Below are 17,760 nucleotides of genomic sequence, written 5' to 3'. Positions count from 1 at the left end.
TTTTCTAGCGCGTTCCAGGGGGAAGGCTGTTGTTCCTTTGGGCCCTTGCCCCGCTTAATTCACTCGACGATCACCGCCGTGCCCGAGGCACTGACCATCAGCATTGACTGGCCGACCACCTCGTAATCCAGATCCACGCCGACAACGGCATTGGCGCCCAGAACAGCGGCGCGCTCTTCCAGTTCACGCAGGGCCGTGTCGCGGGCGTCTTGCAGCTTGGATTCATACGCCCCCGAGCGCCCGCCGATGATGTCAGTGACCGACGCGAACAGATCGCGCACCACGTTGGCGCCCATGATCGCCTCACCGACGACAATACCCTTGTAGGCGGTAATGCTGCGGCCTTCGACAGACGGAGTGGTTGTGATGATCATTTACGGACCTCTTTTAAGTCAACGTATCTAGCCAGGCGAATGCCCTTGCGGATCTCCGTCCCATAAGACCGATGTCCCGTACCGATTTCAGCGATATCGTTAATGGAATGCCCACCCAATTCGCTAGCAAATTCAATGCCAAACAGATGAATCGCGAGCACGACCTCTCGCTTTTCAGCTTGCTCGTAACGTTCACGCAAAACCTCGGCTAGCTCGCTTACTTGCATTACCCCACCGAACCTTCCAACGAGATCGCGACCAGCTGTTGTGCTTCCATGGCGAATTCCATTGGCAAGGCTTGCAGGACGTCCTTACAGAACCCGTTCACCACCAGCGCCACGGCCTCTTCCTCGTCCATGCCACGCTGACGGCAATAGAACAGTTGATCGTCATCCACCTTCGAGGTCGTCGCCTCGTGTTCGACGCGGCTGGAGTTATTTTTCACCTCGATATAGGGCACCGTGTGGGCCCCGCATTTATCGCCGATCAGCAGGCTGTCACATTGGGTATAGTTGCGCCCGTTCTTGGCCTTGGGGTGCATCGACACCAGCCCGCGATAGGTGTTCTGAGCCTTACCCGCACTGATGCCCTTGGACACGATGCGCGACTTGGTGTTCTTGCCCAGATGCACCATTTTCGTGCCGGTGTCGGCCTGCTGCATGTTGTTGGCGATGGCGATCGAGTAGAACTCGCCCTGGCTTTCATCGCCGCGCAGGATGCAGGACGGGTATTTCCACGTCACGGCCGAGCCGGTTTCCACCTGCGTCCACATCACCTTGGACCGATCCCCACGGCAATCGGCACGCTTGGTCACAAAGTTATAGATACCGCCGTTGCCCTCTTCGTCACCGGGATACCAGTTCTGAACGGTTGAGTATTTCACCTCGGCGTCTTCTTCGACGATGATTTCCACCACGGCGGCGTGCAGCTGCGCGGTGTCACGCTGAGGCGCGGTGCAGCCCTCCAGATAGGACACATAGCTACCCTTGTCGGCGATGATCAGGGTGCGTTCGAACTGGCCGGTGTTTTCGGCGTTGATGCGGAAATAGGTCGACAGCTCCATCGGGCAGCGTACACCGGGGGGCACGTAGACGAACGAGCCGTCCGAGAACACGGCCGAGTTCAGCGTGGCATAGAAGTTGTCCGACTGCGGCACGACCGAACCGAGGTATTTTTTCACCAGTTCGGGATGTTCCTTGATCGCCTCGGAGATCGAGCAGAAGATCACGCCGGCTTTTTTCAGCTCGGCCTGAAAGGTGGTGCCGACACTGACCGAGTCAAATACCGCGTCCACTGCAACCTTGCGGCCCTCGGCGGGCATATCCTCGGCGCCTTCGACACCGGCCAGGATCATCTGCTCCTTCAGCGGGATGCCCAGCTTTTCATAGGTCGCCAGCAGCTTGGGATCGACCTCGTCCAGCGACTTGGGCTTTTCTTCCATCGATTTGGGACGGGCATAGTAATACTGGTCCTGGAAATCGATGTCCGGATAGCTGACCATGGCCCATTTGGGCTCTTCCATCTGGGTCCAGCGCTCCAGCGCTTGCAGACGCCAGTCGGTCATCCATTCGGGTTCGTCATTCTTGTCCGAGATCAGCCGGACGATATCGGCGTTCACACCCTTGGGCGCGTATTCCATCTCGATCTCGGTTTCCCAGCCATACTTGTACTTGCCGCCGACTTCGCGCACGGCATCGACCGTTTCCTGGTCGACCCCTTCTTTAACGTCGCTTTGATCCAAAGCAGCCATGATGCACCTCTTGTTCGCGTCTTATTTCATGCCACGCGGGCACGGAATTTCTGTTGTTTGGACAGCCAGCTTTGCGCAAAGCGCAGCACGTCCTCTTCGCTTGTTTCCAGCCCCAAGGACACGCGGATCGCGCCTTTGGCCACGTCTTCGTCATACCCCATCGCCCGCAAAACCGGGCTGGCCCGCAGTTTTCCCGAGGAACAGGCCGAGCCCGCCGAGATGGCAAACCCCGCCAGATCCAACTGCATGACCTGCGTTTCCCCTTTCCAGCCCCGTGTTGCGAAACAAGAGGTATTGGGCAAGCGCTTGGCACCTTTCCCCACAAAAATAGTATCTGGTGCGTCGGCCTCAATGGCCTCTTCCAACAAATTGCGCAAGCCCTGCACTTTGTCCCAGCGACCATTCGCCAGATCCCGCGCCGCGGCCTCGGCAGCGGCCCCGAAACCGGCAATGCCCAGAATGTTTTCTGTCCCGGCACGGCGCCCCATTTCCTGACCTCCGCCCTTCAACTGAGCCGCCAATTCGGTGCCACGTTTTACGACCAGCGCACCAACGCCCTTGGGTCCCCCCAATTTATGCGCTGAAACCAAAACGGCCTGCGCCCCACACCAGTTGAAGGCAAACGGCAACTTGCCAAAGCCCTGCGTAGCGTCACTGACCGCCAGATCCTGAGGCAAGTCCTGCACCACCCCGGTTTCCGAATTGGCCAGTTGCAAAACCGACCCGGCCGGATCTTCAACCGCGACCTGACCCGACGCATCAACGCCCAATACCGGATCGATCCACGACAGCACCGCGTCATGTTCGACCGGAGCGCCCTTCAGATCCCGGCCCGCACAGATCAACGCCGCCGCCTCGGTCGCGCCCGAGGTAAAGATCACATCCGCCCCTTCAGCCCCCAACGCCGCAGACACCTGTGCGCGCGCGCGCTCGACCAACCCTTTGGCCGCGCGTCCTTCCGCATGGACGCTGGAGGGATTGCCCACCACATCCATCGCCGCGATCATCGCGGCCTTGGCCTCGGACCGCAGGGGCGCTGTTGCGTTGTGATCCAGATAGACCCGCGCCATTACTCTTCGTCCACCACCGCAAACAGGCCGGGGACAGCCGGGCACGGGGCCAGCGAATTGTCGATCACATCTGACAGACGGGCATTGTGCAAAAAGACATAGACATTGGCGCTGAGGCTTTGCCACAAACGGTTCGTCATGGATTGCGCGCGCGAACCCGAGGCCCCACCGCTGGCACCAGCGCCCTTATGCATGGCGTCCACGGTTTCATCGACGGCGCTCAGCACCTCGACCACACGAATCTCGGCACTGGGGCGCGCCAAACGGTATCCACCACCGGGGCCGCGCACCGATTCCACCAGCCCGGCCCGGCGCAGCTTGACGAACAATTGCTCAAGGTAAGGCAAAGAAATATCCTGACGTTTCGAGATATCCCCCAGCGACACAAGTGTCTGAGCCGGTTGCAGTGCAATATCGGCCAGGGCCACCATCGCATATCGTCCTTTGGTACTAAGTTTCACGGTGCAATTCCCTCGTGAATTGATTGACGACACGGTCCGCAAAGCGTATCTGCAATGCAGCCACTGGCCTGGCCGGCCTCTATATTAGAACCGTTCTAAGCTGCTTGACCAAATTCGTCAAGAATGAACAACCCCGCGAGGAGAGACGCAAGACATATGCCCGAGGTTATTTTTCCCGGTCCCGAAGGTCGGCTGGAAGGTCGTTATCATCCGCAAAAAGACCGTGACGCCCCGATCGCCATTGTTCTGCATCCGCACCCCCAATTCGGTGGCACCATGAATAATAAGGTGGTGTATAATCTGCACTACGCTTTTTATAACATGGGCTTTACGGTGCTGCGGTTTAACTTCCGCGGTGTGGGCCGCAGCCAGGGTGAATATGATCAGGGCGTGGGCGAGCTGTCAGACGCGGCCTCGGCGCTGGATTATCTGCAATCGATGAACAGCAATTCGAAACATTGCTGGGTCGCGGGCTTTAGCTTTGGCGCCTGGATCGGGATGCAGCTGCTGATGCGCCGCCCCGAGATCACCGGCTTCGTGTCGGTCTCGCCGCCCGCCAATATGTATGATTTCTCGTTCCTGGCGCCCTGCCCCAGCTCGGGCCTGATCATCAACGGCACCGCCGATCGCGTGGCCCCGCCCGCGGATACGGCCTCGCTTGTTGGCAAACTGCACGAGCAAAAAGGCATCACCATCACCCACGAAGAAGTGGACGGTGCTGGTCACTTCTTTGAAAAAGAAGAGCAGATGGATCACATGATCGGCAACGTCACCTCGTATGTGAAACGTCGTCTGACCGAAACCACACGCTGAGGCCGTCATGGGAGTCACCGAGGATCTTGCCGACGCCCTGGCCAAGGACGCCATCGAAGCGGCCGAGACCCTGGGCGACGAGCTGTTGATCGATCAGATCGCAAAATCGCTGGGCGACAGTTCGACCACCACGCAAGAGGCGTTTTTGACCGCCGTGCGCGTGCGTCAGGCCGAAAAGCGTGCCCGGCGCTTTCTGAACTCCAAAATCGAGGCCGCGCTGAAATCGCAGTCCGGGAATGACTGAGCGGCTGGACGCGCAGATGGCCTTCTTGACCGAGGCCTGCAAACTGAAAACCGTGACCCGCGCGACGCTGCTGTGCGATGGGTCCCGGCGCGAGAACTCGGGCGAACACAGCTGGCATCTGGCGCTGTATGCGCTGACCCTGGCCGAGCATGCGCCCGACGGAGTGGATATCAACCGCGTGATCCGCATGCTGCTGTTGCATGATCTGGTGGAGATCGACGCGGGCGACGCGCCGATTTTCGGCACCCATGATGTGCAGGAAACCGAAGCGCAAGAGCAGGCCGCCGCCGAGCGGATTTTCGGACTATTGCCTGTGGATCAAGGCGTTGAGTTGCGCGCACTTTGGCAGGAATTTGAGGCCAATCAAACTCCGGACGCGAAGTTCGCCAAGTCGCTGGACCGTTTCCAGCCCCCCAACCAGAACCTGGCCTCGGGCGGGGGCAGCTGGGTGGAATACAATGTCGATTTTGACACGGTTTCCAGCAAGGTCGGCGCAAAGATCGCTCATGGGGCGCCAGGGCTGTGGGCCTGGATCGCGCCGAAAGTCCGGGCGTTCTTTGACGCGCGGGGATAGGGGGCGCTGCCCCCGGCCTTGCGGCCTCCCCCGGGGTATTTGGACCAAGAAAAAGCGGGAAGATGGCGCCTAGTTCTGGCGCTTTTTCTTTGATTTTTTCAGGGCGACAACCTTTTCGGCCAGGTCGCGGGCGATGGCGAAGGCGCCCTTGATCTTGTCGCTGTCTTTCGCCCAGTCCCGGCGCACGACGATCTTATTGTCTTTGACCTTGGCGAGGCCTTTTTGCGCGGTGATATATTCAACCAGTCCCTGGGGGGAGGCGAATTTGTCGTTGTGAAATTGGATCGTCGCGCCTTTGGGGCCACCATCCAATTTCGCGATTCCAGCGCGTTTGCACATGGCTTTGATGCGCACGATCAATAGCAGTGTGTTCAGCTCTTTGGGCAGTTTTCCAAAGCGGTCGATCAGTTCGGCGGCGAAGCCTTCGAGTTCAACTTTGCCCTGCAAGCCACTGAGGCGTCGATACAATCCCAGGCGCACATCCAGATCGGGCACGTAGTCTTCGGGGATCAGGACGGGGACGCCAAGGTTGATCTGTGGCGCCCATTGGTCGCCGGAATCGCTGAGGCCTTCCATCTCGCCGGATTTGATCTTGGCGATCGCCTCTTCCAGCATCTGTTGATAGAGCTCGTATCCCACATCGCGCATCTGACCGGACTGTTCTTCGCCCAAGAGGTTGCCAGCGCCGCGAATATCGAGGTCCTGGCTGGCCAGGGTGAAGCCCGCGCCCAGCGTATCCAGCGAGCCCAGAACGCGCAGGCGTTTTTCAGCGGCAGGTGTCAGAGGCGCGCGCGGTTTGGTGGTCAGATAGGCATAGGCGCGGGTTTTTGAGCGCCCCACACGGCCGCGAATTTGATAGAGCTGCGCAAGTCCGAACATGTCAGCGCGATGCACGATCATCGTATTGGCCGTTGGAATATCCAGACCGGATTCGACGATGGTGGTGGCCAGTAGCACGTCATACTTGCCGTCGTAAAAGGCGTTCATGCGCTCATCGAGTTCGCCAGCGGCCAGCTGACCATGGGCGGTGACATAGCTGATCTCGGGGACGTGATCGCGCAGGAATTGTTCGATTTCGGGCAGGTCAGAAATGCGCGGCACCACATAGAAGCTCTGCCCGCCACGGTAATGTTCGCGCAGCAGGGCCTCGCGGATGGTGACGGCGTCGAATTCGCTGACATAGGTGCGGATGGCCAGACGGTCCACGGGTGGCGTGCCGATGATGGACAGGTCGCGCACACCGGACAGGCTGAGTTGCAGCGTCCGGGGGATCGGCGTGGCGGTCAGCGTCAGCACATGGATGTCGCTGCGCATCTGTTTCAGCCGTTCCTTGTGGCCCACGCCGAAATGTTGCTCTTCGTCGATGATCAACAGGCCAAGGTTTTGGAAACGAATATTTTTTGCCAGCAATGCATGGGTGCCGACGACAATATCAACAGTGCCGCGCGCCATGCCGTCACGGGTTTTCGCGGCCTGTTTGGGGCTGACGAAACGCGACAGGGCGTGGACCTCAAGCGGGAAACCGCGGAACCGCTCGGCAAAGCTTTTGTAGTGCTGACGGGCCAGCAAGGTGGTGGGTGCAATCACCGCCACCTGCACGCCCGACATGGCGGCGACAAAGGCGGCGCGCATGGCGACCTCGGTCTTGCCGAAACCAACATCGCCGCAGATCAGACGGTCCATGGGGCGCCCGCTGGTCAGGTCGTCCAGCACGTCCTCGATGGCGCGCAGCTGATCGTCGGTTTCCTGATAGGGAAAGCGCGCGCTGAAGGCCTCCCACGCGTGGTGCTGCGCCTCGAGTGCGGGGGCGGTGCGCAGTTCGCGTTCGGCAGCGACCCGGATCAGGCGGTCGGCCATCTCGCGGATACGTTCCTTGAGCTTGGCCTTTTTGGCCTGCCAGGCGCCCCCGCCCAGCCGATCCAGAAGGCCTTCGTCATGGCCATATTTCGACAGCAATTCGATGTTTTCGACCGGCAGATACAGGCGCGCGCCCTCGGCATATTCCAGCAGCAGGCATTCATGCGCGGCGCCGGCGGCGGTCACGACCTCCAGCCCCAGATACCGGCCGATCCCGTGGTCCACGTGCACGACCAGATCGCCAGCGGCCAGCGATTGGGTTTCGGTCAGGAAATTCTCGGCGCGCTTGCGTTTGCCTTGTTTGCGGACCAACCGTTCGCCCAGCACATCCTGTTCGGAAATCACCGTCAGGCCGGGCGCTTCGAACCCGTGTTCCAGCGGCCAAACCGCCAGATGCAGCCCGTGCTTGCCCACGCCGCGCATATCGGTGACGGGCACGGCGCCCAGCAGGCCCTCGTCTTCTAACAAGCCGTCCAGACGTTCGCGCGCGCCTTCGGAGTAAGACGCCACAACAACCGGACCATTGGCCAGTTTGGCCGTTACATGATCGCTAAGCGCGCTGAAAAGATTGACATTTTCCAGCTGGCGTTCAGGCGAGAAATTCCGGCCGATCCGCCCGCCCCCGTCGACAACACCAGGCCCCGAGGCCTGGGCCAGCGGATGGAATTGCACCACGCGCCGATCCGCAATGGCGGTCATCCAGGCCGCGTCATCCAGGTACAGTTGCTCTGGCGGGACAGGTTTATAGATCGTGTCGATCCGCCCCTTTTGGGCCATCGCGATTTTGCGGGTTTCATACTGGTCGGCGATGCCTTCCCAGCGCGACAGGCGCGCGGGGGTGATCTGATCGTCCAGCGTCACCGGGGCGTCGGGCAAATAGTCGAACAACACCTCCAGCCGGTCATGAAAAAAGGGCAACCAGTGCTCGATGCCTTGGTGTTTTCGCCCCGCGCTGACGGCCTCGTACAGAGGATCATCGGTGCCCGCGGCGCCGAAAGCGATGCGGTAATTCTGACGGAACCGCAGGATCGCAGCCTCGTCCACGATCACCTCGGACACCGGGGCCAGTTCGATCATATCCAGCTTTTCAATGGTGCGCTGACTGACCGGATCAAAACGGCGCGCGCCATCCAACACATCGCCGAACAGATCCAGACGCACGGGGCCAGAATCGCCGGGCGGAAAGATGTCGATGATGCCGCCACGGATGGCATAGTCGCCCGGCTCCATCACCGTGGGGGCCTGTGAAAACCCCATCCGCACCAGAAAATCACGCAGCGCCTTTTCATCAACGCGCTGATCCACGCGGGCCGAGAACGCCGCCTCTTTCAGCACTTCGCGCGCCGGAACCCGCTGCATCGAGGCGCTAAGCGTCGTCAACAGCACAAACCTGTCCGGCATTCCATGCGCCAGCCCCGCCAAGGTCGCCATCCGCGCAGCCGAGATATCGGCATGCGGGCTGACGCGGTCATAGGGCAGACAATCCCAGCCCGGAAAAGTGATCACTGGCAAATCGGGCGCGAAAAAGCGCAAGGCGGCCTCGGTCGCGGCCATGCGTTTATCGTCGCGAGCCACATGGATAACGGGCCCGCCAGCCTTTTCCACCTCGGCCAGAATCAGCTTGGCGTCAAAGCCCTCGGGGGCACCCCCGATGGTGATCTGGTTGTGTGACATGCGCGCTTAACCCAGGTGCCAGAAACTGTTCGGAAGATTGACCGTATAGATCTGGTAGATGCCCCAGATCGTTGTCACGAAGATCGAAATCATCCCCAGAACCTGAACCCAAATTCGATGCCGGGTCAAGCGCTTGCGCAGAAGGGCGCCGCTGGCCTCTTCTTCGCGGATGCGCCGAGCGGTGTTCAGACTGAGGATGCCAACCAGCGCCAGCGGGAACAGCAGACAAAAGATCGCCTGCGCCAGCTGCACATCATACACAAAGCCCAGCCCGCCCAGGATGGTAAAGAAAAAGCACCCCAATCCCAGCAGCCACAACCCGGACACCCCCGAGATATAGAGCAACCGGTTGACGTTGACGCGCACCAGATCCTCCAGATCCTGCTGCGCCTGATTGGGGCCTTCGCGCTGTGCGTGACGGCCCGCGCGCACCACCATGTCATAGGGCACGCCCAGCACCCAGTGGCTGGTCGTCGACCACATGACCGCCAGTGCAATCCAGAACCAAAGGTTCGAAAAGGACCGCATGTCGATCATTTCATTGAGAAGTTCGTACCAGCTCACTCCGGGTGCCCCAATCCTGTTTTGGCCTGATTACCCGGCCTGCGCGGCAATTCCTACCCTTGAGTGCGCTCAAATTCCATGCGACCCATGCAGCAGACAGGAAGGAAACACCAGATGCCCCATCAATCCCAGGCCCCCTTTCCCACCACACGGTTCCGCCGGACACGCCAATCGGCGCAGATTCGGGCGCTTGTTCAGGAAAACACGCTGAGTGTGGGCGATCTGATCTGGCCGGTTTTTGTGCGTGATGGCGAGGGCGTCTCGGAGCCCGTGCGCTCTATGCCCGGTGTCAACCGCCTGTCCGTGGACAAGATTGTCGAGGCCGCGCGCGAGGCCGCCGATCTGGGCATTCCGGTGATCTGCCTGTTCCCCTATACCGATCCCGCGCTTAAAACCCCGGGCTGTGAAGAGGCTTGGAACCCCGACAACCTGTCCAACCGCGCGACCCGCGCCATCCGCGATGCCGGGATCGAGATCGCGATCATGTCGGATGTGGCGCTGGACCCCTATAACTCGAACGGGCATGACGGGATCGTTGAGGACGGGAAAATCCTGAATGACGAAACGGTCGAGGCGCTGGTCAAACAGGCGCTGGAACAGGCCCGCGCGGGCGTCGATATCATCGGCCCTTCGGATATGATGGATGGCCGCATCGGCGCCATTCGCGGTGCCCTGGAATCCGAGGGCCACAAGGACACGATGATCCTGTCCTACGCGGCCAAATACGCCAGTGCCTTTTACGGGCCGTTCCGCGATGCGGTTGGGGCCTCGGGGGCTCTGAAGGGCGACAAGACCACCTATCAGATGAACCCCGCCAATTCAGACGAGGCCCTGCGGATGATCGAACGCGACCTGTCCGAGGGCGCGGATATGGTGATGGTCAAACCCGGCATGCCCTATCTGGACATCTGTCAGCGCGTCAAAAGCACCTTTGCCGTGCCCACCTATGCCTATCAGGTGTCGGGCGAATACGCGATGATCCAGGCTGCGGCGCAGAACGACTGGATTGATGGCGAACGGGCGATGCTGGAAAGCCTGATGTGCTTCAAACGCGCGGGATGCGATGGTGTGCTGACCTATTTCGCCCCCGCCGTGGCGCGCCTGCTGCAAACCGCCTGAGGCGCGCCTTTTTGCCGACCCGTCCGCGCAGGCCAGCACCCTAGTGACAGTGCTGCGCGCGCGGCGTATAGTTGCCCCATGAACCGGCCCAATCAGAGGCTGGCCCAACAGGCAACAAATACAGGCGATCCTTATGACCCAATTTACCCGACGCAGCTTTACGCTGGCCGCGCTGGCCGGTGCTGGTGTGACGGCCGCGTGCTCGAACGGCACGGGCACCCCGAATGCAGATACGATTGATGCGCGCGTGAACGCGACGATGGACTATCTGCTGACCAACTATCCCAATGTGCAGGAAGTCATGGACAAATCCGTGGCCCAGCTGGTGATGCCCCTGGTAACCGAGGCAGGCCTGTTCATCGGTGGCGGATATGGCCGCGGCGCCCTGCGCGTGGACGGTATGACCGTGGATTATTACTCGGCCGCGAAAGGCAGCTTTGGCCTGCAAATCGGCGCGCAGCAATATGCGCATGTTCTGTTCTTCATGACCCAAACCGCGCTCGAGAATTTCCGTCGTGGCTCTGGTTGGGCCGTGGGCGCGGATCTGGAGTATGTGTTCTCGGATGTTGGGGAAAACGTGCGCACTGATACCACGACCGCGACCTCACCCGTTCTGGCCGTTGTGTTTGGGCAGGCCGGGATGCTGGCCGGTGCCAGCCTGGAGGGGCTGAAATACACGCGGATCATTCCCTGATTTCTGGGTCAAAAGCGGGCCGCACGCCCCTGCGAACAGGACAAAGAACAAACGGGCCAGACGCGGAATTCCGCGCTGGCCCTTTTCCATATTTCTTTTGCGGTGGTTTTTCTTTTATTTCTGACCCTTAGCGTGTTTTTCACGGCCGAGGCCTCAGCGCCGAACATGGGCCATTGCACCCTGTATATGGGCTCTGATATAACTTGTGTAACAAAATATAGACACTCAAGACCGAGCGGTGGGACCACGTGAACGACACGCCTCAAACCCCTGATAACGAAGACGAAAACACGGTAGATCGCCCCGTATATGACGGGCCGAGCGTGTCCATCACGGACGAGATGAAATCGTCCTATCTGGACTACGCCATGAGCGTGATCGTCAGCCGTGCGATTCCGGACCTGCGCGACGGGTTGAAGCCTGTTCACCGGCGCATCCTTTACGCGATGCACGAGACCGGAAACAGCCATGACAAGGCCTATCGCAAATCGGCCCGTCCGGTCGGCGATGTCATGGGTAAATACCACCCGCATGGCGACAGCGCGATCTATGATGCGCTGGTGCGGATGGCGCAGGATTTCTCGATGTCGCTGCCCTTGCTGGACGGTCAGGGGAACTTTGGCTCGATGGACGGGGATAACCCGGCGGCCATGCGCTACACCGAAGTGCGGATGGACAAGCCCGCCGCCTTCCTGCTGAACGACATCGACAAGGACACTGTCGATTTCCAGGATAACTATGACGGCAAGGACCAGGAGCCGACGGTTCTGCCCGCACGTTTCCCCAATATGCTGGTCAATGGTGCCGGCGGTATCGCGGTCGGTATGGCCACCAACATCCCGCCGCATAACCTGGGCGAAGTCGTGGATGCCACGCTGGCTCTGATTGACGATCCGGACCTGACCAGCGAACAGCTGATCCACTACGTGCCCGGCCCCGATTTCCCCACGGGTGGCATCATGCTGGGCCGCTCGGGCGCGCGCAAAGCGTATCTTGAGGGGCGCGGCAGCGTCGTGATCCGCTCTAAAACCCGGGTCGAGGAGATCCGCAAGGATCGCTATGCCATTGTCATCGACGAGATCCCCTATCAGGTCAACAAGGCCTCGATGATCGAAAAGATCGCCGAGGCTGTGCGCGAAAAACGCATCGAGGGCATCAGCCACGTTCAGGACGAATTTGACCGCAACGGTGTGCGCGTGGTGGTCGAGCTGAAACGTGACGCCACCGCCGAGGTCGTGCTGAACCAGCTGTTCCGCTTTACGCCGATGCAGACCTCGTTTGGCTGCAACATGCTGGCGCTGAATGGCGGGCGGCCTGAACAACTGACGCTGCGCCGCTTCCTGACCTCGTTCATTGATTTCCGCGAGGATGTCGTGGCGCGCCGCACCGCCTATCTGCTGCGCAAGGCGCGCGAGAGGGCGCATATCCTGTGTGGTCTGGCCGTCGCCGTCACCAACGTGGACGAAGTGGTCGCCACCATCCGCGCCAGTACTGATGCCGCCGAGGCGCGCGAAAAACTGATGACCCGCCGCTGGCCCGCTGAATCCATCGCCGAATACATCCGTCTGATCGACGATCCGACCCACAAGATGAACGATGACGGCACCTATAACCTGTCCGAAACGCAGGCCCGTGCGATCCTTGAGCTGCGCCTGCAACGCCTGACCCAGATCGGCGTTCAGGAAGTCACGGACGAGCTGCAAGAGCTGGCTGGCAAGATCAAGGAATACCTGGAAATCCTGGGCTCGCGCGATCGCATCATGGGCATCATCGCGGACGAGCTGCGCGACGTGCGCGAACAATTCGCCGTGCCGCGTCGCACCGAGATCGTCGACTGGTCCGGCGACATGATGGACGAGGACCTGATCGAACGCGAAGACATGGTCGTGACCGTGACCTCGGGGGGCTATATCAAGCGCACGCCGCTGGCCGATTTCCGGGCACAGAAACGCGGCGGCAAGGGCCTGTCTGGCATGCAAACCAAAGAAGAGGACGTGGTCACCACGCTCTTCGTGGCCAACACGCATACGCAGCTGTTGTTCTTTACCACCGATGGCATGGTCTACAAGCTGAAGACATGGCGCCTGCCCCAGGGTGGCCGCACCGCCAAGGGCAAGGCCATCGTCAACATCCTGCCCATCCCGCAGGGCGTTTCCATCGCGGCGATCATGCCTGTGGACGTCCCCGAGGATGACTGGGCCAACCTGCAAATCGTGTTCGCCACCAGCGCGGGCGATGTGCGCCGCAACCGACTATCGGACTTCACCAACGTGAAATCCAACGGCAAGATCGCGATGAAACTGCCCGAGGATGGCAGCGTCAGCCTGGTGAACGCGCGGATTTGTTCCGAGGATGACGACGTGATGCTGGTCACCAATTCGGGCCGGGCGATCCGCTTCCCCACCACGGATGTGCGGGTGTTCGCGGGGCGGAACTCGACCGGGGTGCGCGGGATCAAGCTGTCTGGCAGCGATATCGTTGTGTCCATGTCGGTGATCCGTCACTTTGACGCCACGCCGGACGAACGCGCAGCCTATCTGAAGATGCGTCGCCTGATGGCCGGTGTCACCGAAGAGGCCGAGGGCGACGAGGATGGCGGCAACGCTGACGCCGCCCTGCCCCAGGAACGTTATGCCGAGATGTCGGCAGCTGAAAACCTGATCCTGACCATCACCAGCGAAGGCGCGGGCAAGCTGAGCTCGAGCCACGATTACCCGGTGCGCGGACGCGGCGGCATGGGCGTGATGGCCATGGACAAGGCGATGCGCGGCGGCGAGCTGGTCGCCTCCTTCCCTGTTGAACTGGACGATCAGGTGATGCTGGCGACCTCGAAAGGGCAATCCATCCGGGTGCCGGTCGAGGGGATCTCGTTCCGGTCACGCTCGGCTGGTGGAGTCAAGGTGTTCAACACCGGCAAGGGCGAAGAGGTTGTCTCGGTTGCCCGGATCGCGGAACAGGGGGATGAGGACGAGGGTGAAGCTGAAAGCTGAGCCAAGGCTGGGGGCGCTGCCCCCAGACCCCCGGGATATTTTTAAAAGAAGAAGCCCGCTTCTGAGACAATCAGGAGCGGGTTTATTGTTACAGCTGGTACAGCGCGCTGAATTTTTCGGTGAGATAGGTGATCAAAGGCTGTTCGCTGGGCGGCGTGCCACAAGCGTGAGTGATCGTATCCTGGGGGCTGCGCAGGCCACCATGGGTTTGTAGCTTGGCCTTTAGCCAATCGGTGGCCGGTCGGGTATCGCCCTGGGCCAATGCGTCATCCAGATCGGGGACATCCTTGCGCAGGGCCGCGTGCAGGCAGCCAGCATAGACATTGCCCAGGCTATAGGTCGGGAAATAGCCAAACAGGCCGACCGACCAGTGCACATCTTGCAGGCACCCGTTCGAAGGCTTATCGACCTCGTATCCGAAATCCGACTTGAACCGGTCGTTCCAGGCCGCAGGCAGGTCGTTGACCGACAGATCCCCGGCGATCAGGGCGCGTTCCAGGTCAAATCGCAGCATCACATGCAGGTTATATTGGACTTCGTCGGCCTCGGTCCGGATAAAGCCGTTTTGCAGCCGGTTGACGGCGGCATAGAACGCGTCCTCGGACGTGATGCCGAAATCACCGAACCGGTCACGCATTTGCCCAAAAAGCCAGCCTGTAAAGGCACGGCTGCGCCCCAGTTGGTTTTCATAAATGCGGGACTGGGATTCATGCACGCCCATCGACACGCCCTGCCCCAGCGGGGTCAACAGGTAGGACCGGTCGATGTTTTGCTCATAGCAGGCATGCCCGACCTCGTGGATGGTGGAATAGATGCAGTTGAACGGATCGCTTTCATCTGTGCGGGTGGTGATGCGCACATCCAGCCCCGAGCCCGAGCTGAACGGATGCACGGCCTGATCCACGCGGCCGTGATCGGCGTCATAGCCAAAGGTTTGCGCCAGCATGCGGGCCAGCGCGATCTGTTGGGATTCGTCGAAATGACCGCTCAGGCCTGCAGGGGCGGGCTGGTCCAGGGCCGCAGCCCGCAGCGCCACAAGATGCGGGCGCAGCGCATCGAACATGGCTTGCAGATCGGCCGCTTTGCAGTCGGGTTCGTAATCGTCCAGCAGCGCATCATACAGATCCCCGCCCTGGGCCAGCGCCTCGGCCTCTTGGCGGCGCAGGGTCAGGACCTCGTCCAAGATCGGGGCGAAGGCGGCGTAATCTTCGTCTGCGCGGGCCTGAGCCCATTGGCCCTGGGCGCGGCTGGTGGTGCGGGCCAAGGCGCTGGCCAGATCGGCGGGGACTTTGCTGGCGCGCTCAAAGCTGCGACGGATGTGGCGCAGTTGCGCGGCGGCGACGTCATCCGATGGCGCGGCGTCCACCAGCCAATCGGCGATCCGCGGGTCCGTGCGCCGCGCATGCAGCACCGATTCCAGGGCGGCCATTTCCTCGGCCCGTTGTTCGGCGGCACCGCGCGGCATCATGGTTTCCTGATCCCAGCCAAGGCGCCCGGCCACCTGCGCAAGCGCCATGGTTTCACGGGTAAAGCCCATCAGGGCGTCATAGGCGTTCATGTCAGGTTCTCCGGATGGCGTCGGTGATCGGATAGCCCGACAAGAACCGCGCCCGCAGGATCAGCACCCAGACCAGCACGGCGATGATTTGGTGGGTCAGCGCCACATGCGCCTGTACGCCAGAGAAGAGCACATAGATGCCTAGGCAAACCTGTCCGAACACCGCGATCGAGGCCGCGATAAAGGCCGCGCGGGTGCTGGCATTGGCGGACTTGCGCCCCTTGATCAGCGCCATGATCGTCATCGCCAGCAACAGGTAGGCCACACACCGGTGGATGAACTGCACCAGACCTGCGTTCTCAAAGAAGTTGCGCCAGACCGGGGTCAAATCAAAGGCTTCGGGCGGGATGATCTGGCCCCCCATTGTGGGCCAGTCGGTAAAGCTTTGGCCCGCGTCGATGCCGGCGACCAGTGCACCCAGCAGGATTTGCACAAAGGCCAGGTGCAGCCAGCCGGTCGAGATCCCCCACAGCTTGGCCTCGCGCAGGCGGCGGGCCTGCATCAGGTCCCGTTCTTCCCGGCCCAGCAGGAAGATATACCAGGTGATGAACCCCAGAATGACAAAGGCCAGCCCCAGATGCGTGGCCAGGCGATAGCTGGCGACATCCAACATCGTCCCCGTCAGGCCCGAGCTGACCATCCACCAGCCGACAGCGCCTTGCAGGCCGCCCAAAGCACCGATGGTGACCAGCCGTCCTGTCCAGCCCGTCGGGATCGCCCGCGCCAGAGCAAATCCTGCGAAACCCAGCGCCCAGACCAGCCCGATAAAGCGACCCAGCTGACGGTGGCCCCATTCCCACCAGTAGATGGTTTTGAATTCCTCAAGGCTCATGCCTTTGTTTTGCAACTGGAATTCGGGGATTTCCTGGTATTTGGCGAACTCGGATTCCCAATCTGCCTGCGACAAAGGCGGGATCGCGCCGGTCACGGGTTTCCATTCGGTGATCGACAACCCGCTATCGGTCAAGCGGGTCAGACCACCCACGGCGATCATCACAACGACCAAAGCGAACAGCACCGCCAGCCAGGCGCGAATGCCGCGCCGCGCGCCGCGTTTGCCCTGATCGATCATGCCGCCCGCAGGCGTTTTGCGTTCTGCCGGGGCCTCGTCTGTGACCTCTTCGAAGATGCTGCGTTTGTCGCTCATTCGCTTGCTTTCCTGTGCTCGCCGCCCGAAGGCGCACCATCCTTTTGCCGCAAGTTAGGGCGCGCGCGCCCTCGCGTCCAGCGCTCAGCCGCGTTCTTTCCAGCGCACCATTTGACGCATGATCCCATGCAACATCTGCACGTCGCTGCGGGTCAGTTGCATGCGGCTCCAAAGATTGCGCAGAACCACCTTCATCCCCTCGGCCTTGGTCTCAGGGAAAAAGAACCCGGCCTCGTCCAGACGTTGTTCGTAATGCTCGGCCAGCTTTTCCACCTCGATGGTGCTGGCCCAGTCTGCGCCCGCCATTTCGACCGTTTCAGCCACCGTTTCCACGGACTGACGGCGCCATTCATAGGCCGTCAGCAGCACGCATTGCGCCAGGTTCAGCGAGGCAAATTCGGGGTTTACAGGGACCGAGATAATGGCGTTGGCGCGCGCGATATCCTCGTTTTCCAGACCCGCACGTTCAGGACCAAACATTACGGCGACCTTTTCCCCAGCAGCGATTTTTTCCCGCGCCATTTCCATCGCACGCTCGGGCGTGAACACCGGCTTGGTCAGGCCGCGTGGCCGGGCGGTGGTGGCGAAAACATAGGTGCAATCCCCCAGCGAGTCCGCCAGGTTGTCATAGAGCCCCGCCTCGTCCAGCAGCCGCCCCGCACCACTGGCCATGGCCACGGCTTTTTGGTTGGGCCAGCCATCGCGCGGGCTGACGACCCGCATCCGGTCCAGCCCGAAATTCCACATCGCACGCGCGGCCCCACCGATGTTTTCACCCATCTGCGGGCGCACCAGGACAAAGGCGGGTTGAGGGGTCTCGCTGGGCATCCAAACTCTCCGATTGATATCCGGATGCTGATACGCCAGCGCA

At 61.0% G+C, this 17,760-nt stretch carries 16 protein-coding genes; 6 read left to right on the top strand and 10 right to left on the bottom strand.

Translation table 11 applies throughout. The annotated features are described in order from the left end of the window. Positions 1-59 precede the first annotated feature (59 nt). From ACXADQ_RS15035 to iscR, 5 genes are read right to left on the bottom strand one after another with little or no spacing between them, the layout of a single operon-like run. On the bottom strand, positions 60-374 hold the full coding sequence (locus ACXADQ_RS15035) for a heavy metal-binding domain-containing protein (RefSeq protein ID WP_475322378.1): 315 nt from the start codon (positions 372-374) through the stop codon (positions 60-62). Then, entirely contained in the window at positions 371-601 is a 231-nt protein-coding gene (locus ACXADQ_RS15030; RefSeq protein WP_475322374.1) for an HTH-like domain-containing protein, read from the bottom strand. Before ACXADQ_RS15030 ends, ACXADQ_RS15035 begins: the two co-directional genes overlap by 4 nt. Continuing rightward, positions 601-2,124 (bottom strand): Fe-S cluster assembly protein SufB, encoded by a 1,524-nt coding sequence (gene sufB, locus ACXADQ_RS15025; RefSeq protein ID WP_475322370.1) that lies wholly within the window; start codon positions 2,122-2,124, stop codon positions 601-603. Before sufB ends, ACXADQ_RS15030 begins: the two co-directional genes overlap by 1 nt. Positions 2,125-2,150: 26 nt before the next feature. Continuing rightward, positions 2,151-3,194 carry a cysteine desulfurase family protein gene (locus tag ACXADQ_RS15020; RefSeq protein WP_475322368.1) on the bottom strand — a complete coding sequence of 348 codons (1,044 nt, stop codon included), beginning with the start codon at positions 3,192-3,194 and terminating at the stop codon, positions 2,151-2,153. After that, the gene (gene iscR, locus ACXADQ_RS15015; RefSeq protein WP_475322363.1) at positions 3,194-3,655 is read right to left on the bottom strand and encodes a Fe-S cluster assembly transcriptional regulator IscR; all 462 of its coding nucleotides are present in this window, start codon (positions 3,653-3,655) and stop codon (positions 3,194-3,196) included. Before iscR ends, ACXADQ_RS15020 begins: the two co-directional genes overlap by 1 nt. A 156-nt stretch (positions 3,656-3,811) precedes the next feature. Here iscR and ACXADQ_RS15010 point away from each other — a divergent pair, with 156 nt between their 5' ends. Genes ACXADQ_RS15010 through ACXADQ_RS15000 form a run of 3 tightly spaced genes read left to right on the top strand, consistent with a single transcriptional unit; the run spans position 3,812 to position 5,286 of the window. Continuing rightward, positions 3,812-4,468: an alpha/beta hydrolase gene (locus ACXADQ_RS15010; RefSeq protein WP_475322359.1), complete on the top strand. Its 657-nt coding sequence runs from the start codon at positions 3,812-3,814 to the stop codon at positions 4,466-4,468. Positions 4,469-4,475: 7 nt separating this feature from the next. Then, positions 4,476-4,712, top strand: coding sequence for a hypothetical protein (locus ACXADQ_RS15005; protein ID WP_475322355.1), 237 nt, complete (start codon positions 4,476-4,478; stop codon positions 4,710-4,712). Beyond that, positions 4,705-5,286: an HD domain-containing protein gene (locus ACXADQ_RS15000; protein WP_475322351.1), complete on the top strand. Its 582-nt coding sequence runs from the start codon at positions 4,705-4,707 to the stop codon at positions 5,284-5,286. Before ACXADQ_RS15005 ends, ACXADQ_RS15000 begins: the two co-directional genes overlap by 8 nt. 69 nt (positions 5,287-5,355) lie before the next feature. On the opposite strand, the gene mfd is transcribed toward ACXADQ_RS15000, so the two are convergent. Continuing rightward, positions 5,356-8,817 carry a transcription-repair coupling factor gene (gene mfd, locus ACXADQ_RS14995; RefSeq protein ID WP_475322347.1) on the bottom strand — a complete coding sequence of 1,154 codons (3,462 nt, stop codon included), beginning with the start codon at positions 8,815-8,817 and terminating at the stop codon, positions 5,356-5,358. Between the two features lie 6 nt (positions 8,818-8,823). Next, positions 8,824-9,381: a component of SufBCD complex gene (locus ACXADQ_RS14990; RefSeq protein WP_475322343.1), complete on the bottom strand. Its 558-nt coding sequence runs from the start codon at positions 9,379-9,381 to the stop codon at positions 8,824-8,826. Between the two features lie 114 nt (positions 9,382-9,495). Between ACXADQ_RS14990 and hemB the strand changes: the two genes are divergently transcribed. The 3 genes from hemB (at position 9,496) to gyrA (ending at position 14,184) form a co-directional block, all read left to right on the top strand. Further along, positions 9,496-10,500: a porphobilinogen synthase gene (gene hemB / locus ACXADQ_RS14985; RefSeq protein ID WP_475322339.1), complete on the top strand. Its 1,005-nt coding sequence runs from the start codon at positions 9,496-9,498 to the stop codon at positions 10,498-10,500. Positions 10,501-10,633: 133 nt separating this feature from the next. Beyond that, positions 10,634-11,194 (top strand): lipid-binding SYLF domain-containing protein, encoded by a 561-nt coding sequence (locus ACXADQ_RS14980; RefSeq protein ID WP_475322335.1) that lies wholly within the window; start codon positions 10,634-10,636, stop codon positions 11,192-11,194. A gap of 248 nt (positions 11,195-11,442) precedes the next feature. Further along, entirely contained in the window at positions 11,443-14,184 is a 2,742-nt protein-coding gene (gene gyrA, locus ACXADQ_RS14975) for a DNA gyrase subunit A (protein WP_475322332.1), read from the top strand. Positions 14,185-14,272: 88 nt separating this feature from the next. Here the strand turns inward: gyrA and ACXADQ_RS14970 are convergent, their stop codons facing one another. From ACXADQ_RS14970 to ACXADQ_RS14960, 3 genes are all read right to left on the bottom strand, one after another. Then, positions 14,273-15,742, bottom strand: coding sequence for a carboxypeptidase M32 (locus tag ACXADQ_RS14970; protein WP_475322327.1), 1,470 nt, complete (start codon positions 15,740-15,742; stop codon positions 14,273-14,275). 1 nt (position 15,743) lies between these two features. Continuing rightward, positions 15,744-16,889, bottom strand: coding sequence for a heme A synthase (ctaA, locus tag ACXADQ_RS14965; protein WP_475322323.1), 1,146 nt, complete (start codon positions 16,887-16,889; stop codon positions 15,744-15,746). Between the two features lie 84 nt (positions 16,890-16,973). Further along, positions 16,974-17,717, bottom strand: a complete 744-nt coding sequence (locus ACXADQ_RS14960; RefSeq protein WP_475322319.1) for an RNA methyltransferase — start codon at positions 17,715-17,717, stop codon at positions 16,974-16,976. Between the last annotated feature and the right edge of the window lie 43 nt (positions 17,718-17,760).

It is taken from the genome of Thalassovita sp. ABM4_323 (assembly GCF_056158665.1).
The sequence above is the reverse complement of the archived record's forward strand: the minus strand, read 5'-3'. Positions and strand labels throughout refer to the sequence as shown.